Here is a 22,210-nt window from a genome sequence, read left to right as displayed (position 1 = left end):
GCTGGCGCGGCTCCTCCGCGCCGAAGCATGCCCAGTTTCATGAAGCTGCGTGCGCAAGCAGCAGCGGCTTGCTCTTGTCGCGGACGCGATCCGCACCCCAGCTACGTACCAACGGATGGAGGTGACTTAAATGGATGTCGATTGGGATTTCAAACCTGCGCGCTATGTACTGATGCGCATAGACGAGCCAGCCAGAGGACCTGACGCCAAGGCGTACTCGGTATTCCACGAGTCGACGACCCCGTTTGAGGGTCAGCCCAGCGATGTCTCCAGGTTTTGGCCGGTCTCTCGCGACGACTTCGACGTGCAGCGGGTCGACTCGACGCAGTGGCGCGTTTGGGTTTCGGGAGTCGGCCTCCAGACAATGGCATGCTTCAAGCTCGGGAGAAGGCGTTGAAAGCCGCTGCCTCCTTGATTGCGGCCGTCGTTCTGGCCGGCTGCGCGCAGCCCAAGCTTCTGCGGCACTACGAAGCTGTGGACGACGGTGCGCTTGCACGACATGTCGAGCTGTCGGTCTTTGTCGCAAACCCATCCGGCGCGCAGAGTGCGTCGGTGCTTGCGGGACTGGGCGAGCGCGGCCAGGCCGAATTGATCAACGCGCTTGCGGCAAAGATGCCGGCGAAGGCGAAACCCGAAGACTTGATCGAACTGCTGAGAACTGCGCCAAAGGAGTCGGAGCCACCGTGCGGGTGGGCAGTGAATGCCTCCGCCACGAGACAACTGGTGATTTCGCTCCTCGGTGATTTGCGCAGACCTGCGGATCGTGTCGACAAGCTCGACCTTGTGCTCACGCTCAGGTCGCCAGGCAAGGACGAAAATGGCTTGGACATCCCTCCTCGCGCCCGATTTGTTTCCTGGGATCGATTTCAATCCGTTCCCAAGACCTACGACATCGGTACAGCCACCGTCACCCAGTCGAACAAGCTGACACTGGGTGGATCCAGAGAGAGAACCTCCAACCTGGCGGAGGGCGCCGGGAGTTTGGCCAAGGCACTCAATCTTGGCGCGGAGACCGACCGTACCTGGGAAGAAAGCGCCAAGTACGGGCTGACCCGTCTTTCGGTCGGCGGTTCGCTGACGCCCACCACGGCCCGACTCGTCCAGGAAGGTGGCCCCTACTTCAGCTTGTTCGGAGCCTCGGAGGCGACGATCACCATGAGCCTGGAATTGAATCCCGATCCTCACGCGGTATACACCTTCAGTCTGCGAAAGGACGGCAGAAATCTCTCCGCGACCGATGTCTCCGTGACGCGTTGCGCCGACAGGTTTCCAATCAGCAGCCAGGAGATCGTGGCGGACGTCAGCGGGACCATTTTGCTCAGGGAGGTCCTTTCCGGCGATGGCACCGTTGCGGAAGGTGATGATCGCGTCCGGCTGAGCCGTGAGGCCATCAAGGGCGAGCCCGTGCGCCTGGTCACCAAGGACAGCCTGGAGCTCGCGCGCTTCGGCCTCGGTCGGTGCCCGGCGCCGGGCACGCCCAAAGGATGTCATGTCCTGCAGATCCAGCACGATGGCGCGGCAAACGCGGAAGCCGAGCCGGTGATTCTTGCCAGCGAGGCCGATGCGATCGCGTTGCGAAGCTGGCTCAGCACGCAATCAAAGTCACCGCGCACGCGAAGTATCGGCGGCCTGGCGATAGGCGTGGGACGAAGAGACGCCCCCTTGAGCGCAGCGGACCTCTCAGGAGTCAGTGCCCCTGAAGCCGCTCGCCTGAGGGTCATTTCCATGCCGTCGAACTGAAAAGGAGGACGGCGCTTGTCATCCAAGGTGAAGTGCGGCCCGAGCTCACGAATCCACGACAGGAGTATGCGTGCGGCCCTGCCCAGGCGCAAGTTCAGTGCTGAGACGACGCTGCTGTAGCAGGCCTGCTGTAGCGCGCCTACCCGCACGAAAGCGAGAGGCCGAGTTCACGTACAGCATGTCATCTGGGCCAGTGTTTCAATCGTGCATGATCTGCGCCCATGAACATTTTCGTTGACGAATCGGGCACGTTTCGCACCTCTGCAGACCCGGAGGCTTGGTGCGTCGTGGTTGCCTACGTCTCTCCCGAGAGCGACCGCGCTGCGCTCGAGCGTCTTGTTCAAAACTTGCGCATCGAGTGTGCCGGCGGCAAGGAAGCAAAGCTTCGAGACATCCCACCTCCGAGGTACGAGCGCTTCCTGGCCGAACTTTCACGGCTTCGAGGGATTGCCTTTGCTGTCGCAATCAACGCGCACCTGCACACCGACGAAGGCCTTGAGAATCACCGGAACGCTCAAGCTGACAAGGTCATCGAGCACATCGACAAGATGCACCATCCCGCAGGGCGCGCGAGCCTGCAACACCTTTCCTCGGCTAGCCACAAGTCACCGCATTCCCAGCGCTTCATCTGCTACTAGGCCTCCGACAGCGGCGGGCGGGGCCGATCGCTGCATAGTCGTACACATCTCTCTGCCCCTCAATGAGCACTCCCGGCTGTTGCTGGTCGCCATGAGTGTGGCCCTCGACGACAACCCACGCTCTAGGCGCTTTCCGCCTCGCAGCCGGCGTGACGCAGATGCCGTTTCCTCGACGCACCTTATTTTTTCGACGCACCTTATTCAAGAGCAGCACACCCGCTCTCATCAGGGAATCTACGGATATATGATTCCTTGAATGGTCTTGATTGCGTGCAGTTTTTGTATACAAATAACGCATCCGAAAGGCGGCGCGAAATTTGCGTCAAAAACTGCTCCCAACCCCTACCTATCCGCACAAGGAAAGAAGACCATGAGCACAGTCGTCAGCCAGGCCCCCACGGGGACAAGCGAAGCCGGCATTGCGCCGCACGCCGAGTCGAACGCAGTCATCAAGCCCGGCTACCACCCGCGGCTGACCAACGAAGACCTCGCGCCGCTGAAGAAACAGACCTGGGGGCAATACAACATCTTTGCCTTCTGGATGTCCGACGTGCACAGCGTGGGCGGCTACATCACGGCCGGCAGCCTGTTCGCGCTGGGGCTGTCGAGCTGGCAGGTGCTGGTGTCGCTGCTGGTGGGCATCGTGATCGTGCAGTTCTTCTGCAACCTCGTGGCCAAGCCGAGCCAGGTGACGGGCGTGCCCTACCCCGTGGTTTGCCGCGCACCGTTCGGCGTGCTGGGCGCCAACATCCCGGCCATCATCCGCGGGCTGATCGCGGTGGCCTGGTACGGCGTGCAAACTTATCTGGCGTCGGCAGCCTTCATGGTGCTGGCGCTGCACATGGCGCCGGGTCTCACGCCTTACGCGGACGTGGCGCAGCACGGCTTCGTCGGCCTGTCTGCCCTGGGCTGGGTCGCGTTCATGGTCATGTGGGTGCTGCAGGCCTTCGTGTTCTGGCACGGCATGGACGCCATCCGCAAGTTCATCGACTGGGCCGGTCCGGCGGTGTACGTGGTCATGGCCATCCTGTGCGGCTGGCTGGTGTGGAAGGCCGGCTGGAGCACGATCGACCTGAACCTGGGCGGCATCAAGTTCCAGGGCTGGGACGCGCTGCCGGTGATGCTCTCGGCCATTGCGCTGGTGGTGAGCTACTTCAGCGGCCCGATGCTCAACTTCGGTGACTTCTCCCGCTACGGCAAGAGCTTCGACGCGGTGAAGAAAGGCAACTTCTGGGGCCTGCCGGTGAACTTCGTCTTCTTCTCGCTGCTGACCGTCATCACCACCGCCGCAACGCTGCCCGTGTTCGGCGAGCTCATCACCGATCCGGTGCACACCGTGGGCAAGATCGACAGCACCACTGCCGTGGTGCTGGGCGCGCTGACCTTCATGATCGCCACCATCGGCATCAACATCGTGGCCAACTTCGTCTCGCCGGCGTTCGACTTCTCGAACGTGGCGCCGCAGCACATCAGCTGGCGCACGGGCGGCATGATCGCCGCTGTGGGCTCGGTGTTCCTCACGCCGTGGAACCTCTACAACAGCCCCGAGGTCATCCACTACACGCTCGACGTGCTGGGCTCGTTCATCGGGCCGCTGTTCGGCATCCTCATTGCCGACTACTACATCGTGCGCAAGCAGCGCATCGACGTGGACGCGCTCTACACCATGAGCCCCAAGGGCGAGTACTGGTACAGCGGCGGCTACAACCCGAAGGCGATCCAGGCGCTGGTGCCGTCGGCCATCGTGCCCATTCTTTGCGTGATGGTGCCGACGCTGCGCGGCGCCGCCAACTATGCGTGGTTCATCGGCATGGGCCTGGGCTTCATCCTGTATGCGCTGCTGAACCGCAACAGCAAGACCTGAAACACTGAAAGAGAAAGAAAGGGACCGCGCCGTGCGCATCAAGATCATCAACCCCAACACCACCTGGAGCATGACCGAGAAGATCGGCGCTTGCGCCCGCGCGGTGGCGCACAGCGGCACCGAGATCGTGGCGGTGAGCCCGGGCATGGGCCCGGTTTCCATCGAGAGCCACTACGACGAGGCGCTGGCCGTGCCGGGGTTGCTGCAGGAGATTGCGGCAGGCGAGCGCGACGGCATCGACGGCTACGTGATCGCCTGTTTCGGCGACCCGGGCCTGAAAGCCGCGCGCGAACTGGCGAGCGGCCCGGTGGTCGGCATCGCCGAGGCGGCGATGCACCTGGCCAGCATGCTCGGCAGCCGCTTCAGCGTGGTGACCACGCTGGGACGCACCATGGGGCAGGCCTGGCACCTGGCCGAGATCTACGGCATGGAGCGCTTCTGCGCCAACGTGCGCGCCTGCGAACTGCCTGTGCTCGAACTCGAGGAACCCGGCTCGCGGGCCCGCGAGCGCATCGTCGACGAATGCCGGCTCGCCCTCGAACAAGACGGCTCCGACTGCATCGTGCTCGGCTGCGCAGGCATGACCGACCTGTGCGCGCACATCGAGCAGCTGCTGGGCGTGCCTGTGATCGACGGCGTGGCCGCCGGCACCAAGCTCATCGAATCGCTCGTGGCGCTGAAACTGCGCACCAGCAAGCGCGGCGAGCTGGCAAAGCCCCTGCCGAAGCCCATCATTGGGGCGCTGGAAGGCTTCACCCTGCCGCGCTAGGCCACAATCCGCGCATGCCCCGCGCCAGTTCCAAACCTCCCGTTTCCGACACCTCCTCCGCCGCAGCCGCGCCGCCCGACGACGGCGCCGCGCCGGCGGACAAGCAAAGCTCCATCGAGAGCATCGCCAACGACATCGCCACCGCCATCGTCGAGAAGCGCCTGCCGCCCGGCACCTGGCTGCGCGAAGAGGCGCTGGGCCGCGTCTATTCGGTGAGCCGCACCAAGGTGCGCGCCGCGCTGCTGATGCTGTCGAAGGACAAGCTCATCGAGATGATCCCCGACAAGGGCGCCTTCGTCTGCCAGCCCACCGTGGAAGAAGCACGCGAGGTGTTCGCGGTGCGCCGCATCCTCGAGAGCGAGGTGGTGCGCCTCTTCATCGCCAATGCACGGCCGCGCGACTACCAGGTGCTCGAGCAGCACGTCAAGTTCGAGCGCACCACGCTCCGCCAGACCACCACCATGGGCACCGTGCGCGAGAAGCTCCTGGGCGACTTCCACGTGGCACTGGCCGAGGCCACGGGCAACCGCACGCTGGCCGAACTGGTGCGCGAGCTGGTCGCGCGCAGCTCGCTGATCGCGATGCTGTACCACTCGTCGAACGACCCGCACTGCTCGTCCGACGAGCACGCCGAGTTCCTGCGGCTGTGCCGCAAGGGCGACCCGGAGGCCGCGGTGAAGAGCATGATCGAACACCTCGAGCGCATCGAGGCCAGCCTCTCGCTGGACACAGACAAGCCCGACCGCCAGCTCGACCTGGTGAAGGCGCTGCTGGCCTGAGGGTGAAGCCATGCGCCACGGGAGCACCCCGAACCCAGCGAGCCTGGGCACGGCCCTGCGCCGGATGCGCCTGCTGCGCGGCATCAAGCAAACGCATTTCGCACAACTGATGGGCGTGAACCAGGCGACGGTGTCGCGCTGGGAGCGCGGGCAGCTTGCGCTGTCCGCCGCGCAGCAGGCCGCGGCGCACCGGCTGCTGGCCGCGTCGCCGTCGCGCCAGGCCGAGTGGCGCGCCGATGCGGCGGAATTCATGGGGCGTTCGCTGATCGTCTACGCCTCGGCAGAAATCCTCGCGGCCGAAGCCACACTCGACGGGCTGGGCTGGCACGCGGGCGACCTGTCGTCGCTGGAGATTGCCACCGGAGCCAATGCCGACCCGGTCATTCCGATCGTGTCGGGCCGCGTGCTGTGGGAGCGCATTGCACTGGCCGACGGGTGCGCGGGACGCATCGTCACCACGATCGCCTGAGCGCAGACGCCCGATCCACGCATAACTTATGCGTGGACGCCCTCAACGTCGGCCGATAGTCTTGCGGCCATGACCACTTTGATCACCGGCAGCGCCGGCCACCTCGGCGAAGCCCTGATGCGCACGCTGCGCGCGGCTTCGCAAGACGCACGGGGCATCGACATCACGCCCTCCCCCTTCACCGACCGCGCAGGTTCCATCACCGACCGCGCCTTCGTGCGCGACTGCATGCGCAGCGTGCGCACGGTCATCCATGCGGCCACGCTGCACAAGCCTCACGTGGGCACGCACAGCCTGCAGGAGTTCGTCGACACCAACATCACGGGCACGCTGGTGCTCCTCGAAGAAGCGGTGGCGGCCGGTGTCGAGGCCTTCGTGTTCACCAGCACCACCAGCACCTTCGGCTCGGCGCTCACGCCCGCCGGAGGCATGCCGGCAGCCTGGATCACGGAAGGCGTGACGCCGATCCCGAAGAACATCTACGGCGTGACCAAGACCTCCGCCGAAAGCCTGTGCGAGCTGTTCCACCGCAAGCAGCGCCTGCCCGTGATCGTGCTGAAGACTTCGCGCTTCTTTCCCGAGGACGACGACGATGCCACCGCGCGCAGCCTCCATTCATTGGAGAACGCGCAGGCCAATGAGCTGCTGCATCGCCGCGTCGACATCGAGGACGTGGTCGATGCCCACCTGCTGGCGGCCAAGCGAGCACCGGCCATCGGCTTCGGCCGCTACATCGTCTCGGCCACCACGCCCTTCACGCAAGACGACCTGCCGATGCTGCGCGAAAGCGCACCGCGTGTGCTGAACCGGCTGTTTCCAGAATGCGAAGCGCTCTATGCCGGGCAGGGATGGAAGCTGCCCGCGCAGCTCGACCGCGTCTACGTGAATGCGCTGGCGCGGCGCGAGCTGGGCTGGCAGCCGCGCCATGACTTCGCGCATGTGCTGCGGTGCCTGCGCGAAGGCCGCGACTTCCGCAGCCAGCTGGCGCGCGACGTGGGCAGCAAGGGCTACCACCGCGAGGTGTTTGGCGAAGGGCCGTACCCCGTCGCCTGAGCGACTGCCGGCGGAATGAACCCGGCCTGCTTCGGGTTTTTCCGGGTCAAGATTGTCGCATAAGTTGTATACAGTTTCGCGTACACATTGAGGCATGCGCCGTGGCAAGCCGCGCCGCCCCAGCCTCTTCCCTTGCGCAGCAGGAGACAACGATGACGGCCGACGCCACACTTTCCCAAGTCCATCCCGTGGATCAGCGCTTGCCTTCGGGCAAGCTCGCGGCCCTCGGATTGCAGCATGTGCTGGTGATGTATGCGGGGGCCGTCGCGGTGCCGCTGATCGTCGGGCGCGCGCTCAAGCTCTCGCCCGACGAGGTCGCCCTGCTGATCTCGGCCGACCTGTTCTGCTGCGGCATCGCCACGCTGATCCAGGCGCTCGGCGCCACGCAATGGTTCGGCATCAAGCTGCCGGTGATGATGGGCGTGACCTTCGCGTCGGTCGCTCCGATGGTGGCCATCGCCAACGCCAACCCGGGCCAGAACGGAGCCCAGCTGCTGTTCGGCTCGATCATCGGCGCGGGCGTGGTGTCGATACTGATCGCGCCGCTGGTGAGCCGCATGCTGCGCTTCTTTCCGCCGGTGGTCACGGGCACGATCATCGCCGTCATCGGCATCAGCCTGATGCGCGTGGGCATCAACTGGATCTTCGGCAACCCGGTGGGCCCGACGGCGCCCGCGCTGGTCGACCCGGTGTATGCCAAGTGGCTCGCCGAGGTGACGTCGCCGGGCAGCTCCATTCCGGCCGTGCCCAAGGGCTTCGCGATCATGCCGACGGTGCCCAACCCCAAGTACGCGGATCTTTCAGGCTTCGGCGTGGCAGCGCTGGTGCTGGTGTCGATCCTGCTGATCGTCAAATACGCCAAGGGCTTCATCGCCAACATCTCGGTGCTGCTGGGCATCGTGATCGGCGCCGTGGTGGCGTCCATTACCGGCCTCATGACCTACGAGAAGGTGGGCAAGGCCGCGTGGGTCGATGTCGTGCTGCCCTTTCATTTCGGCATGCCGCAGTTCGACCCGATCCTGATCCTCACCATGACGCTCATCATGATCGTGGTGATGATCGAATCGACCGGCATGTTCCTCGCGCTCGGCGAGATGACCGGCCGCAGGATCGAGCAGAAAGACCTGGCCCGCGGCCTGCGCACCGACGGCCTGGGCACGCTGATCGGCGGCATCTTCAACACCTTCCCGTACACCAGCTTCTCGCAGAACGTGGGCCTCGTGGCCGTCACCGGCATCAAGAGCCGCTACGTCTGCGTGGCGGGCGGCGTGATCCTCATCGTGCTGGGCCTGCTGCCGAAGATGGCCGCGCTGGTGGAGTCGCTGCCCACCGTGGTGCTTGGCGGCGCGGGCCTCGTGATGTTCGGCATGGTGGCCGCCACCGGCATCCGCATCCTGTCGGGCGTGGACTTCAAGACCAACCGCCACAACGCGATGATCGTCGCGGTGTCGATCGGCATCGGCATGATTCCGCTGATCGCACCCAACTTCAAGCAATGGATGCCGCACGCCATTCACTCGCTGATCGAGTCGGGCATCCTGCTGGCGTCGATTGCCGCCGTGCTGCTGAACCTGTTCCTCAACGGCGCGAAGCACGACGAGCAGGCCGTGATTGCCGCGGCCAAGCAGGCCGAGGCGCACTGAGCCTTCCTTCCCGGGTCAGATCATCGCCAGCGGCCCCTTGCGCCGCGGCGGCGGGTGCAGGCGGTCGATTTCTTCCAGGGTTGCCGCGTCGAGCTTCAACGCCGCGGCGGCCAGGTTTTCCTTCAGGTGTTCGGCGCGTACCGCCTTCGGGATCGCCGCCACGCCGGGCCGCGCGATCACCGCGGCCAGCGCCAGTTGAGCGGCTGTCACGCCGAGACGCGCAGCCAGTTCCCCCAACGCCTTGTCACCCGCCAGCGCACCCTGGTCGATCGGGCTGTAGGCCATCAGCGGCATGCCGCGCTCGCGCTGCCAGGGCAGCAGGCTGAACTCGGGCCCGCGCTCGCCCAGCGACAGGTACACCTGGTTGGCCGCGCAGCCCGGCCCGCTGCCGGCGAGCGGCTCCAGCTCTTCCATGTCGTCGATGTCGAAGTTGCTCACGCCCCAGTGGGCGATGCGGCCGTCGGCCACCAGCGACTGCATCGCGGCGACGGTGTCGCGCAGCGGGTGGTTGCCGCGCCAGTGCAGCAGGTAGAGGTCGATGGCGTCGAGCCCCAGCCGCTTCAGGCTGCGTTCGCAGGCCTCGCGCGTGCCGCGCCGACTCGCGTTGTGCGGGTAGACCTTGCTGACGATGAAAAGCGCATCGCGCCGCACGTCACCCGCGCGCAGCGCCTCGGCAACGGCCTGGCCCACGACGGTTTCTGCGCCGCCTTCGCCGTACATCTCGGCGGTGTCGATGAGCCGGTAGCCCAGGGCGATGGCCTCGCGCACGGCGGCGACTTCGGCCGCGCGGCGGCTTGCATCCTCGCCCATGCGCCAGGTACCCAGGCCGAGTACCGGCATCTCGCCGCCGGTGGGAAGTGAAAGTGTTCGCATCGGCACATGGTAGATGCGGCCGATACCCCTGTCAGCCTGCCGACAACGGCAGCCACACGGTCGCCAGCAGCCCTCGCCCGTCTTCGCCCGCCTCCAGAATGATCTGTCCGTGGTGCCTGTCGAGCACCGACTTCACGATCGCCAGCCCCAGCCCGCTGCCCGACTGCGTCTGGTCGGGGTTGCGGAAGAAGCGGTCGAACACCCGCTCGCGCAGCGCCGGTGGAATGCCCGGGCCCTGGTCGACCACGCGAAGCACCGCGCGTGCGCCATCGCGGCCGACATGCACACTGACTGTGCCGCCCCCGGGGCTGTACTTGACGGCGTTCTCCACCAGGTTGCTCACCATCGAAATCAGGCTCTCGCGCTCGCCGAACACCGGCACCGGGCCTTCGTCATCCACCGCAAAGTCGAACTTCACGCCGCGCGCCTGCGCCAGCGGCCCGAGCAGCGCGATGCGCTCACGCGCCAAGGCGTCGAGCGCAAGCGCTTCAGGCAAGGCGTTCTGCGGCACCTCGTCACTGCGCATCAGCTGCTGCAACTGCCCGACCAGCCGCGTCGCGCGGTCATTGCTGCGCAGCAGGTTGGCCATGAGCTCGCGCTGGCCCTCGTCGTTCGTCTGCGCCCTCAGCGCCTCGACGTTCACGCGCATCGCCTCGAGCGGTGTCTGAAGTTCATTGGCCGCGTCGGCGATCAGCCCGCGTTCGCGCACACCGCGGTCGCGCACGCTGCGCAGCAGGCCGTTGATGCTGCGCACCATCGGCCGCAGTTCCTTGTGCTGCGGCTCGAACGACAGCGGCGTGAGGTCGGCGGGGCCGCGCTCGGCGGTCTCCCGCGTCACCTGTCGCCACGGCCTCAGGGCGAGCAGCACGGCCAGCCATGCGGGGAACACCAGAAACGGCAGGCTGATGAGCAAGGGCAGGAAGTAGTAGCTGCGGTCGTCGGCGTTGAAGTACAGCCGCAGGAACTTGGGCTCGGCCAGCATCACGCGGGTGTCGAGCACCGGCGAGACCATGGTCCGCGCGCGCAGCGACCGTTCGCCCAGGCGGATGATCTCCACCTTGCCGATGGTCTGGTTGATGATCGGCGGCACCGATGCGCTCGAGTTGTAGATGAGCCTGCCGCGCTGCCACACCTGCATGACCGGCGCCTTGTCCTCGTCGGACGTGAAGTCGCCCGAGGTCTCGAGCAGCGCCATGTCGAAGGCGCGCAGCGTGGCTTGCTGGCGGTCCGGCGAGTCCGCGAGATTCCGCGCGGCGGCGATGATGCAGGCAAAGAGGCTGTCGTAGCGCACGAGCTCGGGAAAGCGGTTGGAGTCGTGCAGGAACAGGCCGACGATGCAGGCCCACAGCAGCCCGACCACCGAAACCTGCGCCAGCAGCAATCGCCTCAGCAGCGAGGGCTGGACCCAGCGCCGCCAACGTTGCCCGAGCGCGTGCCGCCACCCCGCATGCATGGCGGCGCCCGCGCCGGGGCCGGCGTTGTCCTGGACAGGCAAAGAATTCATGTGTTTCCTGGCGGCCCCTCCCTGGGGATCGGGTGCCGCGAGCGGCCGAAGTATCTGCCGGGTCTGGACGCCGGAATTCAGCAAGCCTTCATGAAGCTGCCTGCGGGCTCTCCAGCGGCCTGAAGCGGCGCGCCGAGCCTTCTAATTTTTAGAAGTCAAAGACATTCCCGTGACACCGAAATCGTTTTCCACGCAAGCAAACCGCCTCGCGTTGCCTTCTGATTTTGTCAACACTGAGTGGGTGCCAACCCCGACCTCTCGCATGGCCGCGGCTCCTAGAATTTTTCAGCGGCCTTGCGTCACGAGCGCGCTCGCCCCATCGAAACGAATTTGGAACAGGTTGAGTCAATGCAGAAAAAGCACAGGATTGCCGTCATTCCCGGAGACGGCATCGGCGTCGAGGTCATGCCCGAAGGTTTGCGCGTGCTCGACGCGGTCGGGCGCCGTTTCGGCATCGACTTCTCTTACGACCACTTCGACTGGGGCTCCGACCACTACGTGCGCACCGGCCTGATGATGCCGGCAGACTGGGCCGACAAGATCCAGGGCCATGACGCCATCTACTTCGGCGCGGTGGGCGCGCCCGACAAGGTGCCCGACCACATCGCCGTGTGGGGCCTGCTCATCAAGATCCGCCGCGACTTCGACCAGTACGTGAACCTGCGCCCCGTGCGCCTGATGCCCGGCGTGCCCGGACCGCTGGCGCACCGCAAGCCCGGCGACATCGACTTCCTGGTGGTGCGCGAGAACACCGAGGGCGAGTACACCTCCGTGGGCGGGCGCCTGTTCGAGGGCACGCCGCGCGAAATGGCGATCCAGGAAGCGGTGTTCACGCGCGTCGGCGTGGACCGCATCATCGAATACGCATTCGAGCTGGCCAGCCGCCGCCCGCGCAAGAACCTGGTGGCCGCGACCAAGTCGAACGGCATCTCGGTGACCATGCCCTACTGGGACGAGCGCCTGGCCGAGATCGCCAAGCGCCATCCGGACATCGCGACCAGCAAGTACCACATCGACATCCTGTGCGCGCACTTCGTGCAGCACCCCGACTGGTTCGACGTGGTGGTGGCCTCCAACCTGTTCGGAGACATCCTGTCCGACCTGGGCCCGGCCTGCACCGGCACCATCGGCATCGCGCCGAGCGCCAACCTGAACCCGGAGCGCAAGTTCCCGTCGCTGTTCGAGCCGGTGCACGGCTCGGCGCCCGACATCGCGGGCAAGAGCATCGCCAACCCGATCGGCCAGATCTGGTCGGCCGCGCTGATGCTCGACCACCTGGGCAACAACGACCCCGTGTACGCACAGGCTTCGGCCGCCGTCATCTCGGCCATCGAGACGGTGCTGAGCGAAGGCCCGCGCACGCGCGACATGGGCGGCACCGCGAACACCGTGGACGTGGGCCGCGCGATCGCCGACTGCATCTCGGCATGACGACGAGCCCCTCATCCCTTTGCGGCCGGGGACACTGAGATGGGCCTGTTCCTGCTGAAGCGCACGCTGACGCTGATCGGCACGCTGGTCGGCGCGTCGATCATCGTGTTCCTGGTGCTGGAGATTCTTCCGGGCAACGCGGCACAGATGCTGATGGGGCCGGATGCCTCGCCCGAAGCGGTGGCGGCGCTGGCCACCAAGCTGGGCCTCGACCTGCCCGCATGGACACGCTACTGGCACTGGATCGGCGGCCTGCTCACCGGCAACCTGGGCGACAGCTACGCCTACAGCTCGCCGGTGCTCGACCTGATCCTCGAGCGCCTGGCGCTCACCATGCCGCTGGCGCTGCTGGCGATGTTCTTCACCACGGTCATCGCGCTGCTGGTGGGCGTGACGGCCGCGGCGCGCCACAACAAGCTCGGCGACGTCGGCCTGATGGGCATGGCCCAGGTCGGCATCGCCATTCCCAATTTCTGGTTCGCGATCCTGCTGATCCTCGTGTTCTCGGTGAAGCTGCAGTGGTTCTCCGCCGGCGGCTTCGAGGGCTGGGGCGACGGCTTTTTCTCGGGCATCAAGTCGCTGCTGCTGCCTGCCATGTCGCTTGCGGTGGTGCAGGCCGCGATCCTCGCGCGCATCACGCGCTCGGCAGTGCTGGAGGTGATGCGCGAAGACTTCGTGCGCACCGCGCGGGCCAAGGGCGTTTCGCAGCGCATGGTGCTCTGGACGCACGTGCTGCGCAACGCCATGATCCCCGTCATCACGGTGATGGGCATGCAGTTCTCGGAGCTGCTGGCCGGCACCATCGTGGTGGAGAACGTGTTCTATCTTCCCGGCTTGGGCCGGCTGATCTTCCAGGCCATCAGCAACCGCGACCTGATCGTGGTGCGCAACTGCGTGATGCTGCTCGCGGCCATGGTGGTCATCGTGAATTTCGTGGTCGACGTGCTCTATGCCGTCATCGACCCGCGCATCAAGGCCAGCGACATATGAACGCCATCACGGCCCCGGCCCCCAGCGCCGCGGCGCTCAAGCTACCCGGTTTCTGGCAACGCGCGGTGAAGCACCGCAGCTTCGTCATCGGCGGCGTGCTGGCCGCGCTGCTGCTCGTCGCGGCGCTGGTGTCCTTCGTGTGGACGCCGTGGTCGCCGTATGCGATGGACATGGCGAACAAGATGCAGGCCCCGACGGGCTCGCACTGGCTGGGCACCGATGCATTCGGGCGTGACGTGGCCTCTCTGCTGCTGGTGGGTGCGCGCGCATCCATCCTGGTCGGCATCATTGCCGTGGGCATCGGCCTGGTGGTCGGCACCGCGCTGGGCCTGCTCGCGGCGGCCAAACGCGGCTGGGCCGAAGAAGCGGTGATGCGCCTGTCGGACTTCACGCTGGCCTTCCCCGCGATTCTCTCGGCCATCATGATGACCGCCGTGTTCGGCGCGGGCATCGTGAATGCCATCGTCGCGATCGGCATCTACAACATCCCGACCTTCGCGCGCATCACGCGCGCATCGGCCAACGCCATCTGGTCGCGCGAATACGTGGCCGCGGCGCGCGCCTGCGGCAAGGGCTCCTTTGCCATCACCATGCAGCACGTGCTGCCGAACATCTCGGCCGTGCTGATCGTGCAGATCACGATCCGCTTCGCCATCGCCATCCTCGCGGAAGCGGCGCTCTCGTACCTCGGCCTCGGCACGCAGCCGCCGCAGCCGTCGTGGGGCCGCATGCTCAGCGAAGCGCAGACCCTGATGTTCCAGCAGCCGCTGCTGGCGGTTTTCCCCGGCATGGCGATCGCGCTGGCGGTGCTGGGCCTGAACCTGCTGGGCGACGGCCTGCGCGACCTGCTCGATCCGCGCCTCGCCCGCGCACGCTGAGACCACGATGCCACTCCTCGAAGTCAACAACCTCCAGATCGGCCTGCAGACCCAGCGCGGCCCGGCGCAGGCCGTGCGCGGCATCTCGTTCTCGCTGGAGCGCGGCGAAACGCTGGGCATCGTCGGCGAGTCGGGCTGCGGCAAGTCGATCACCGTGATGTCGCTCATGGGCCTGCTGCCCTCCAGCGCGCAGGTCACCGGCAGCATCAAGCTCGACGGGCAGGAACTCGTCGGCCTGCCGGAAAAGCAGATGTGCCAGATCCGCGGCAACCGCATCGGCATGATCTTCCAGGAACCGATGACGGCGCTGAACCCGGTGCACACCATCGCGCGCCAGGTCGGCGAGCCGCTGCAGCTGCATCGCGGGCTGACCAAGGCGCAGGCCCGCAAGGAAGCTCTGGGCCTGCTCGACCGCGTGGGCATTCCCGACGCGGCTTCGCGCCTCGACGCCTACCCGCACCAGTTCTCCGGCGGCCAGCGCCAGCGCATCGGCATCGCGATGGCCTTGGCCTGCGGCCCCGACCTGCTGATTGCCGACGAGCCCACCACCGCGCTCGACGTGACCATCCAGAAGCAGGTGCTCGACCTGATCCAGGGCCTGGTCCAGGAAATGGGCATGGCGATGATCCTGATCTCGCACGACCTCGGCGTGATCGCCAACAGCGTGAAGCGCATGCTGGTGATGTACGGCGGCAGCGCGGTCGAAAGCGGCCCGACCGACACCGTCTTCGCGGGCCGCGCGCACCCCTACACGCGCGGCCTGTTCGCGGCGCGCCCCGCCATCGGCGCGGTGCGCGCGGGCCGGCTGCCGACCATCCTGGGCAGCGTGCCGGAGCTGGTCGACATGCCGCGCGGCTGCGCCTTCGCGGGCCGCTGCGCCCACACCATCGACCTGTGCCAGAGCACGCGGCCCCAGGCCACGCTGCTGCCGAACGACCACACGGTGCGCTGCCTGCGGCTTGGCGAGATCGCCGCGCTGAACGCCAAGGCCGCCGCCCTCCCCGCATGAGCCAGTCCACCAACGCCGGCCAGCCCCTGCTGGCCGTGAAGAACCTCTACCGCCACTACGCGCTGCCGCGAGAAAAGCTGTTCGGCCCGCCGCCGACGGTGAAGGCGCTCAACGGCGTGAGCTTCGACGTGCACGCCGGCAAGAGCATGGGCATCGTCGGCGAATCGGGCTCGGGCAAGTCGACCATCGCGCGGCTGGTAATGGCGCTGGACACGCCCACATCAGGCACCGTCTCGCTCGAAGGCCGCGACCTGCATGCGCTGTCGAAGGAAGCGCTGCGCACGGCGCGGCGCGATTTCCAGATGGTGTTCCAGGACCCCTACGGTTCGCTCGACCCTCGCCAGACCGTGGCGCGCATCGTGGCCGAGCCGCTGGAGGCGCTGGCCGAGACCAGCCGCGCCGAGCAGCGCGAGCGCGCATCGGAAGCACTTGCCGCCGTCGGCCTGCGCACCACCGACATGGACAAGTACCCGCACGAGTTCTCGGGCGGGCAGCGCCAGCGCATCGCCATTGCACGCGCGCTCATCACACGTCCCAAGCTCATCGTGGCCGACGAGCCGGTGAGCGCGCTCGACGTGTCGGTGCAGGCCCAGGTGCTCAACCTGATGCAGGACCTGCAGCAGCAGTTCGGCATCAGCTACCTGCTCATCAGCCACGACCTCGCGGTGGTCAACCACCTGTGCGACGAAGTCTGCGTGGTCTTCAAGGGCCGCATCGTGGAGCGAGGCCGCCCGGCCGACCTGTTCGCGCATGCGCAGCACGAATACACGCGCACGCTGCTGTCCGCCGTGCTGCACACGCCGTCGCGCTAGGCGACGCCGGTTCTCAGTTTCATCCTCACCTCCAGGAACTATCGAATGTTGAAGCGACGCACACTCATGACTTCCGCCATGGCTGCGGCAATCCCGGGGGTCTTCCTGCCCCAGGCACGTGCGCAGGCCGGCAAGAACACGCTGACGATCGGCATGCCGCTCGAGCCGCCGGGCCTGGACCCGACCACCGGCGCCGCATCGGCCATCGCGGAGATCACGCAGTACAACATCTTCGAGACGCTCACCAAGGTGAACGCAGACGGCTCGGTCACGCCGATGCTGGCGGAGAGCTGGTCGTCGTCGCCCGACATGAAGACCTTCGTCTTCAAGCTTCGCAAGGGCGTGCGCTTCGAGAACGACCAGCCCTTCAACGCGCACACCGTGAAGTTCTCGTTCGACCGCGCGGGCGGCGCCAGGAGCACCAACAAGGACAAGCGCTTCTTCAGCGAGATCGGCACCGTGGCGCTCGACGAGTACACGGTGGGCGTCAACAGCACGCTGCCCAACCCCGACCTGCCGTTCATGCTGGGGCAGTCGACCGCCTGCATCGTCGAGCCCAAGAGCGCCGACACCAATGCCACCGCGCCGGTGGGCACCGGCCCGTACAAGCTGAGCGCGTGGCAGCGCGGCGCCTCCTGCACGCTGGTCAAGTCGCCGAGCTACCGCGACCCGAGCCTCGCGAAGGTCCCGAAGTTCGTGTTCCGCTTCATGTCGGACACGGCCGCGCAGACCGCCGCGCTGATGGCCAGCGACATCGACATCTTCCCGCGCGCGGGCACCCGCTCGGTCGCGCAGTTCAAAGGCAACCCGCGCTTCCAGGTGATTGAAGTGGGCACGCGCGGCAAGGTGATCCTGACCATCAACAACCGCAAGAAGCCGCTGGACGACGTGCGCGTGCGCCGCGCCATCCTGGCGGCCATCGACCGCAACGCAATCATCCAGGGCGCGGCGGACGGCTTCGGCAAGCCCATCGGCAGCCATTACGCCATGGGCGCGCCGGGCTTCGTCGACACCACGGCGATGAACCCCTTCGACATCGAGAAAGCGAAGAAGCTGCTGGCCGAAGCCGGCGTGAAGACGCCGCTCGAACTGCGCCTGCAACTGCCTCCGCCCTCGTATGCACGCCAGGGCGGCGAGATGATCGCAGCGCAGCTGGCGCAGATCGGCATCAACGTGAAGATCCAGAACGTGGAATGGGCCCAGTGGCTCAGCGGCACCTTCGGCGGCGCGCACGATTTCGACCTGACGATGGTCGCGCACGTGGAGCCCTTCGACCTGGTGAAGTACACCGAGCCCGATTACTACTGGGGCTACGACTCGAAGAAGTTCCGCGACCTGTTCGTCACGATTCAGAACGAAGAGAACAAGAAGCGCCGCGCCGACCTGCTGGCCGACGCCCAGCGCATGCTGGCCACCGATGCGGTCAACGGCTTCCTCTACCAGGCGGTCTTCCCGACCATCGCGCGCAAGGAAGTGAAGGGCCTGTGGCCGAGCATGCCGATCGTGGTGAACGACCTGGCCGCGATTTCGTGGGGCTGATGCGATGACGACCAAGCCCCTCTATTCGCTGGGCGTGCAGGAGCTGCACGCGGCCTATGCCGCCAAGGAACTGTCGCCGGTGGAAGTGGCGCGCTCGGTGAACGAGCGCATCGCTGCCTACGAGCCCGAGCTGCACGCAACCTGGCTGTTCCGCCCTGAACTCGCGCTCGAGCAGGCGCGCGCCTCCGAGGCCCGCTGGCTGGCCGGCAAGCCGCGCGGCATGCTCGACGGCGTGCCCGTGACCATCAAGGACAACCTCGCCACCGAAGGCGACCCGATGCCGCTGGGCACCGCCGCCTACGACCTGGTGCCGATGAGCTACGACTCGCCGCCCGCCGCGCGCCTGAAGGAAGACGGCACGGTGCTGGTCGCCAAGACCACCATGCCCGACCTGGGCATGCTGTCGTCGGGCCTGTCGAGCTTTCATGAACTCTCGCGCAACCCGTGGGACGTTTCGCGCACGCCGGGCGGTTCCAGCTCCGGCGCCGGTGCTGCTGCGGCCGCGGGCTACGGCCCGCTGCACGTGGGCACGGACATCGGCGGCTCGCTGCGCCTGCCGGCCAGCTGGTGCGGCATCTACACGCTCAAGCCCAGCTTCGGCCGCATTCCCCTCAGTTCACCCTACATGGGCCGCTGCGCCGGTCCGATGACGCGCACGGTGGCCGACTCGGCGCTGATGATGGCGTCGGTCGCGCAGCCCGACGATCGCGACTACTCGGAGCTGCCGCCGCCGGTCATCGACTGGAACGCCTTCGAGGTCGATCCGTCGTTCCTCAAGGGCAAGCGCGTGGCGCTGCACATGGACGCGGGCTGCGGCCTGCCGCTCGATCCGCAGATCGCCGAGGCGGTGCGCCGCGCGGCGAAGCGCATCGAGGCCGCCGGTGCGCACGTCGAAGAAATCCCGGCCTTCATGACGCCGAAGATGCTGCAGGGCATGGACCACTTCTGGCGCATGCGCTCGTGCATCGACATCCAGGCGATGCCGGCCGACAAGCGCGCGAAGATCCTGCCATACATCCGCGAATGGGCCGAGAGCGCCGCCGGCTTCTCGGGCGCGCACATCTTCGATGCCTACAGCCAGTTCATCGCCACGCGCGCGGCCACGGTCGCCGCAACCAAGGCCTACGACTTCGTCATCTCGCCGGTGTCGCCCAACCTGCCCGCGCCGGCCGACCACGCCTCGCCGACCAACGATCCGATGCTGCCGCTGGAGCACATCGGCTTCACGGTGCCCTACAACATGTCGGAGCAGCCGGCCGCGTCGATCAACTGCGGCTATTCGGCCGAGGGCATGCCCATCGGCCTGCAGATCGCCGGGCGCCGTTTCGACGACCTGGGCGTGCTGCAGTTCAGCCGCGCCTTCGAGCAGATCCGCGAAGCACAGAAACCCTGGCCGGAACCCAAGTGATCCGCCACAAGGAGACATCGACCCCATGAACGCCACCCACTACATCGACGGCCGCCGCGTGGCGTCCGAAGGCAACGCCACCATCGACGTGATCGACCCGAGCGACGGCAGCAAGTTCGGCGAGATCGCACGCGGCACCGCCGCCGACATCGATACCGCCGTGCGCGCGGCGCGCCGGGCCATGGGCGACAACTTCGACGGTCCCTGGGGCGAGATGACGGCGCTGCAGCGCGGGCGCCTGCTCGGCAAGCTCGGCGCCGCCGTCATGGCGCACCACGAGGAGCTGGCCCAGCTCGAAGCCCGCGACACCGGCAAGGCACTGCGCGTGGCGCGCAACGACGCGACCGCGCTGGCCCGCTACATGGAGTACTACGCCGGCGCCTGCGACAAGCTGCATGGCGACACGCTGCCGTACGAACGCGGCTACACGGTGCTGACGGTGCGCATCCCGCACGGCGTGACGGGCCACATCATTCCCTGGAACTACCCGATGCAGATCGCGGGCCGCAGCGTGGGTGCGTCGCTCGCCGCCGGCAACGCCTGCGTGGTGAAGCCGGCCGAAGACGCCAGCCTGTCGCTGCTGCGGCTCGCCGAGCTTGCGACCGAGGTCGGCTTCCCGGCCGGCGCACTCAACGTGGTGACGGGCTACGGCAAGGAAGCCGGCGCGGCGCTGTGCGCGCACCCGGGCATCGACCACATCTCCTTCACCGGCTCGACCATGACCGGCCGCAGCGTGGGCCTGGCCGCCGCCGAGCGCCACTGCCCGGTGACGCTGGAGCTGGGCGGCAAGTCGCCGCAGATCGTGTTCGCCGACGCCGACCTGGACGCGGCCGAGCCGGTGCTGCTCAACGCCATCATCCAGAACGCGGGCCAGACCTGCTCGGCCGGCAGCCGCGTGCTGGTGGAACAGTCGGTCTACGAAGAATTGGTGCAGCGGCTCGCGAAGCGCTTCATTGCCGTGCGCGCGGGCACGCCCGCCGAAGACCTGGACATGGGCCCGCTCATCAACGAAAAGCAGTTCCGCCAGGTGCGCGACATGGTCTCGACGGCCGAAGCCGCGGGCCTGAAGGTGGCGGCGCGCGGCACGGTGTCGCCCAACGCACCGTCCAGCGGCTACTACCAGGAGGCCGTGCTGTTCCGCGATGTGCCACACGACAGCGATCTGGCGCAGCGAGAGATCTTCGGTCCTGTGCTGGTCGTGACGCCCTTCGCCGACGAGGCGGAGGCGGTGCGCCTGGCCAACGGCACGGACTTCGGCCTGGTGGCCGGCGTGTGGACCCGCGACGGCGCGCGCCAGCTGCGCATGGCGCACAAGCTGCACTGCGGGCAGGTCTTCGTCAACAATTACGGTGCGGCGGGTGGTGTAGAACTGCCCTTCGGCGGCGTGAAATCCAGCGGCTTCGGCCGCGAAAAGGGCTTCGAAGCCCTGCTCGGATTCACGACCCTCAAGACCATCGCAATCAAGCACGGATGAAGACAACACATGACAACTACTGAACAGCAAACGCCGCGCAAGGTCGGCCTCGTCGGCGTCGGCCTGATGGGCCACGGCATCGCAAGCAACATCGTCAAGCACGGCCACCAGCTGACCGTGCTGGAACACGCGGGCAACCAGCCGATCGACGGTCTGCTGAAGGCCGGCGCCACTTCGGTGAAGGACGTGGCTGCGCTGGCTGCTCAGGTCGACGTGCTGATCCTGTGCGTCACCGGCACGCCGCAGGTCGAGGCCGTGATGCTGGGCGACCAAGGCGCACTGTCGGCGCTGCGCCCCGGTACGGTCGTGATCGACTGCTCCACGGCAGTGCCCGCCTCCACCACCAAGGTGGCCGAGGCGGTGAGCGCCAAGGGCGGCAAGTTCATCGACGCGCCCATGACGCGCACCGCCAAGGAGGCGGCCGAAGGGCGCCTGAACCTGCTGGTGGGCGGCGACGCCGAAGTGCTGGCCTCGTGCCTGCCGCTGCTGCGCTGCTTTGCCGAGAACATCACGCACGTGGGCGGCATCGGCGCCGGCCACGCGATGAAACTGCTGCACAACTTCGTGTCGCTGGGCACCGTGGCGCTGCTGTGCGAGGCCGCAGCCTGTGCGGAGCGCGCCGGCGTGAAGCCCGACGTGTTCGTCGATGTGCTCGCCAAGGGCGGCGGCAACGGCGTGGCGCTGGAACGCGTCAAGCCCAAGCTGCTGACGGGCGGCACCGATTCGCTGAAGTTCTCGATGGCGAACGCCAAGAAGGACCTTGGCTACTACAACGACATGGCGGAACAGGCGTCGGCCGGGCACGGCATCGCGCAAGCCGTGGATGCGCTGCTGACGCAAGGTGTCGAGAAATTCGGTCCGGACCGGATGGTGCTGGATCTGGTCGAAGCGTTGCGCTGATTGCCCAGATCGCGTAAGTCCTGGATCTTGTTGGACTCAGCGTGTGTGAATGTGGTGGAGCTGGGGGGATTTGAACCCCCGTCCGCAAGCCTTCATCGCGCAGTTCTACATGTTTAGTGATCTGGTTTAAGTCTCGCTTCCGGAACCGCGCAGTCACACGCTGAACCGGACGCCAGCACCCTATTTTCTCGCCTCGACCCAAGGTACCCGGATCGAAGCCAGCCCATGTAATTATCCTTGCAGCCGGGAGGTCAGGATTGCTCCAGACCCCCTTGCCCAGCCCATCGGCCAACTGTTGCAAGGCTCACTGGCAATTAAGCAGCGAGTGCGAAACGTTCGTCGTTTGCAGTTAGTTTGTTTGAATCTGTTTTACGAGCGCATTCAGCTCGACATGCCCCGCTGCGACTCCGAACCCACGTCGAAACCAGTGCAGCCCC

At 66.7% G+C, this 22,210-nt stretch carries 19 protein-coding genes and 1 other RNA gene; 17 read left to right on the top strand and 3 right to left on the bottom strand.

Features of this window, described 5'->3' with window-relative positions:
* Positions 1-393: 393 nt before the first annotated feature.
* From AC1RVW_RS20815 to AC1RVW_RS20780, 8 genes are all read left to right on the top strand, one after another.
* Positions 394-1,740 carry a hypothetical protein gene (locus AC1RVW_RS20815; RefSeq protein WP_493202210.1) on the top strand — a complete coding sequence of 449 codons (1,347 nt, stop codon included), beginning with the start codon at positions 394-396 and terminating at the stop codon, positions 1,738-1,740.
* A gap of 221 nt (positions 1,741-1,961) precedes the next feature.
* A complete protein-coding gene (locus tag AC1RVW_RS20810; RefSeq protein WP_493202208.1) occupies positions 1,962-2,378 on the top strand; it encodes a hypothetical protein in 417 nt (138 codons plus the stop codon).
* 370 nt (positions 2,379-2,748) lie between these two features.
* On the top strand, positions 2,749-4,242 hold the full coding sequence (locus AC1RVW_RS20805; protein ID WP_493202206.1) for an NCS1 family nucleobase:cation symporter-1: 1,494 nt from the start codon (positions 2,749-2,751) through the stop codon (positions 4,240-4,242).
* Between the two features lie 31 nt (positions 4,243-4,273).
* Positions 4,274-5,011 (top strand): aspartate/glutamate racemase family protein, encoded by a 738-nt coding sequence (locus AC1RVW_RS20800; protein ID WP_493202204.1) that lies wholly within the window; start codon positions 4,274-4,276, stop codon positions 5,009-5,011.
* 14 nt (positions 5,012-5,025) lie between these two features.
* Positions 5,026-5,790, top strand: a complete 765-nt coding sequence (locus AC1RVW_RS20795; RefSeq protein ID WP_081266789.1) for a GntR family transcriptional regulator — start codon at positions 5,026-5,028, stop codon at positions 5,788-5,790.
* A 10-nt stretch (positions 5,791-5,800) separates the two neighbouring features.
* Positions 5,801-6,259, top strand: coding sequence for a helix-turn-helix transcriptional regulator (locus tag AC1RVW_RS20790; RefSeq protein WP_493202202.1), 459 nt, complete (start codon positions 5,801-5,803; stop codon positions 6,257-6,259).
* A 69-nt stretch (positions 6,260-6,328) separates the two neighbouring features.
* Positions 6,329-7,312: an NAD-dependent epimerase/dehydratase family protein gene (locus AC1RVW_RS20785; RefSeq protein ID WP_493202200.1), complete on the top strand. Its 984-nt coding sequence runs from the start codon at positions 6,329-6,331 to the stop codon at positions 7,310-7,312.
* Positions 7,313-7,464: 152 nt separating this feature from the next.
* Positions 7,465-8,955, top strand: a complete 1,491-nt coding sequence (locus AC1RVW_RS20780; RefSeq protein WP_493202198.1) for a nucleobase:cation symporter-2 family protein — start codon at positions 7,465-7,467, stop codon at positions 8,953-8,955.
* Between the two features lie 15 nt (positions 8,956-8,970).
* On the opposite strand, the gene AC1RVW_RS20775 is transcribed toward AC1RVW_RS20780, so the two are convergent.
* Together AC1RVW_RS20775 and AC1RVW_RS20770 are read right to left on the bottom strand one after the other, a co-directional pair.
* Positions 8,971-9,828, bottom strand: a complete 858-nt coding sequence (locus AC1RVW_RS20775) for an aldo/keto reductase (RefSeq protein WP_493202196.1) — start codon at positions 9,826-9,828, stop codon at positions 8,971-8,973.
* A gap of 31 nt (positions 9,829-9,859) precedes the next feature.
* Positions 9,860-11,332: a sensor histidine kinase gene (locus tag AC1RVW_RS20770; RefSeq protein ID WP_493202194.1), complete on the bottom strand. Its 1,473-nt coding sequence runs from the start codon at positions 11,330-11,332 to the stop codon at positions 9,860-9,862.
* A gap of 348 nt (positions 11,333-11,680) precedes the next feature.
* Between AC1RVW_RS20770 and AC1RVW_RS20765 the strand changes: the two genes are divergently transcribed.
* The 9 genes from AC1RVW_RS20765 to AC1RVW_RS20725 are packed head-to-tail and all read left to right on the top strand — an operon-like array spanning position 11,681 to position 21,773.
* Positions 11,681-12,763, top strand: a complete 1,083-nt coding sequence (locus tag AC1RVW_RS20765; RefSeq protein ID WP_493202192.1) for a tartrate dehydrogenase — start codon at positions 11,681-11,683, stop codon at positions 12,761-12,763.
* A 39-nt stretch (positions 12,764-12,802) separates the two neighbouring features.
* Positions 12,803-13,753, top strand: a complete 951-nt coding sequence (locus AC1RVW_RS20760) for an ABC transporter permease (RefSeq protein ID WP_493202190.1) — start codon at positions 12,803-12,805, stop codon at positions 13,751-13,753.
* Positions 13,750-14,631: an ABC transporter permease gene (locus tag AC1RVW_RS20755; RefSeq protein ID WP_493202188.1), complete on the top strand. Its 882-nt coding sequence runs from the start codon at positions 13,750-13,752 to the stop codon at positions 14,629-14,631. Before AC1RVW_RS20760 ends, AC1RVW_RS20755 begins: the two co-directional genes overlap by 4 nt.
* A 7-nt stretch (positions 14,632-14,638) precedes the next feature.
* On the top strand, positions 14,639-15,640 hold the full coding sequence (locus tag AC1RVW_RS20750) for an ABC transporter ATP-binding protein (RefSeq protein WP_493202186.1): 1,002 nt from the start codon (positions 14,639-14,641) through the stop codon (positions 15,638-15,640).
* Positions 15,637-16,452, top strand: coding sequence for an ATP-binding cassette domain-containing protein (locus tag AC1RVW_RS20745; RefSeq protein ID WP_081266798.1), 816 nt, complete (start codon positions 15,637-15,639; stop codon positions 16,450-16,452). The genes AC1RVW_RS20750 and AC1RVW_RS20745 overlap by 4 nt, the downstream gene beginning before the upstream one ends.
* 45 nt (positions 16,453-16,497) lie before the next feature.
* Positions 16,498-17,991 (top strand): ABC transporter substrate-binding protein, encoded by a 1,494-nt coding sequence (locus AC1RVW_RS20740; RefSeq protein ID WP_493202184.1) that lies wholly within the window; start codon positions 16,498-16,500, stop codon positions 17,989-17,991.
* A 4-nt stretch (positions 17,992-17,995) separates the two neighbouring features.
* Complete coding sequence (locus AC1RVW_RS20735; protein WP_493202182.1) at positions 17,996-19,399, top strand: amidase; 1,404 nt, start codon at positions 17,996-17,998, stop codon at positions 19,397-19,399.
* 25 nt (positions 19,400-19,424) lie between these two features.
* Complete coding sequence (locus tag AC1RVW_RS20730) at positions 19,425-20,873, top strand: aldehyde dehydrogenase family protein (RefSeq protein WP_493202180.1); 1,449 nt, start codon at positions 19,425-19,427, stop codon at positions 20,871-20,873.
* 9 nt (positions 20,874-20,882) lie between these two features.
* Positions 20,883-21,773 carry an NAD(P)-dependent oxidoreductase gene (locus tag AC1RVW_RS20725; protein ID WP_493202179.1) on the top strand — a complete coding sequence of 297 codons (891 nt, stop codon included), beginning with the start codon at positions 20,883-20,885 and terminating at the stop codon, positions 21,771-21,773.
* Positions 21,774-21,825: 52 nt separating this feature from the next.
* On the opposite strand, the gene ssrA is transcribed toward AC1RVW_RS20725, so the two are convergent.
* Positions 21,826-22,210: a transfer-messenger RNA gene (gene ssrA / locus AC1RVW_RS20720) on the bottom strand.

This window comes from Variovorax sp. MPBD4-3 (assembly GCF_058809745.1).
This window is presented reverse-complemented; position numbering and strand designations above follow the sequence as displayed.

What these genes read in the sequence shown, in the direction of transcription:
- AC1RVW_RS20740 (WP_493202184.1), top strand. Translation starts at nt 16,498, where the DNA reads ATGTTGAAGCGACGCACACTCATGACTTCCGCCATGGCTGCGGCAATC.
- AC1RVW_RS20785 (WP_493202200.1), top strand. Translation starts at nt 6,329, where the DNA reads ATGACCACTTTGATCACCGGCAGCGCCGGCCACCTCGGCGAAGCCCTG.
- AC1RVW_RS20790 (WP_493202202.1), top strand. Translation starts at nt 5,801, where the DNA reads ATGCGCCACGGGAGCACCCCGAACCCAGCGAGCCTGGGCACGGCCCTG.
- AC1RVW_RS20745 (WP_081266798.1), top strand. Translation starts at nt 15,637, where the DNA reads ATGAGCCAGTCCACCAACGCCGGCCAGCCCCTGCTGGCCGTGAAGAAC.
- AC1RVW_RS20730 (WP_493202180.1), top strand. Translation starts at nt 19,425, where the DNA reads ATGAACGCCACCCACTACATCGACGGCCGCCGCGTGGCGTCCGAAGGC.
- AC1RVW_RS20750 (WP_493202186.1), top strand. Translation starts at nt 14,639, where the DNA reads ATGCCACTCCTCGAAGTCAACAACCTCCAGATCGGCCTGCAGACCCAG.
- AC1RVW_RS20795 (WP_081266789.1), top strand. Translation starts at nt 5,026, where the DNA reads ATGCCCCGCGCCAGTTCCAAACCTCCCGTTTCCGACACCTCCTCCGCC.
- AC1RVW_RS20775 (WP_493202196.1), bottom strand. Translation starts at nt 9,828, where the DNA reads ATGCGAACACTTTCACTTCCCACCGGCGGCGAGATGCCGGTACTCGGC.
- AC1RVW_RS20805 (WP_493202206.1), top strand. Translation starts at nt 2,749, where the DNA reads ATGAGCACAGTCGTCAGCCAGGCCCCCACGGGGACAAGCGAAGCCGGC.
- AC1RVW_RS20735 (WP_493202182.1), top strand. Translation starts at nt 17,996, where the DNA reads ATGACGACCAAGCCCCTCTATTCGCTGGGCGTGCAGGAGCTGCACGCG.
- AC1RVW_RS20765 (WP_493202192.1), top strand. Translation starts at nt 11,681, where the DNA reads ATGCAGAAAAAGCACAGGATTGCCGTCATTCCCGGAGACGGCATCGGC.
- AC1RVW_RS20760 (WP_493202190.1), top strand. Translation starts at nt 12,803, where the DNA reads ATGGGCCTGTTCCTGCTGAAGCGCACGCTGACGCTGATCGGCACGCTG.
- AC1RVW_RS20810 (WP_493202208.1), top strand. Translation starts at nt 1,962, where the DNA reads ATGAACATTTTCGTTGACGAATCGGGCACGTTTCGCACCTCTGCAGAC.
- AC1RVW_RS20755 (WP_493202188.1), top strand. Translation starts at nt 13,750, where the DNA reads ATGAACGCCATCACGGCCCCGGCCCCCAGCGCCGCGGCGCTCAAGCTA.
- AC1RVW_RS20780 (WP_493202198.1), top strand. Translation starts at nt 7,465, where the DNA reads ATGACGGCCGACGCCACACTTTCCCAAGTCCATCCCGTGGATCAGCGC.
- AC1RVW_RS20725 (WP_493202179.1), top strand. Translation starts at nt 20,883, where the DNA reads ATGACAACTACTGAACAGCAAACGCCGCGCAAGGTCGGCCTCGTCGGC.
- AC1RVW_RS20770 (WP_493202194.1), bottom strand. Translation starts at nt 11,332, where the DNA reads ATGAATTCTTTGCCTGTCCAGGACAACGCCGGCCCCGGCGCGGGCGCC.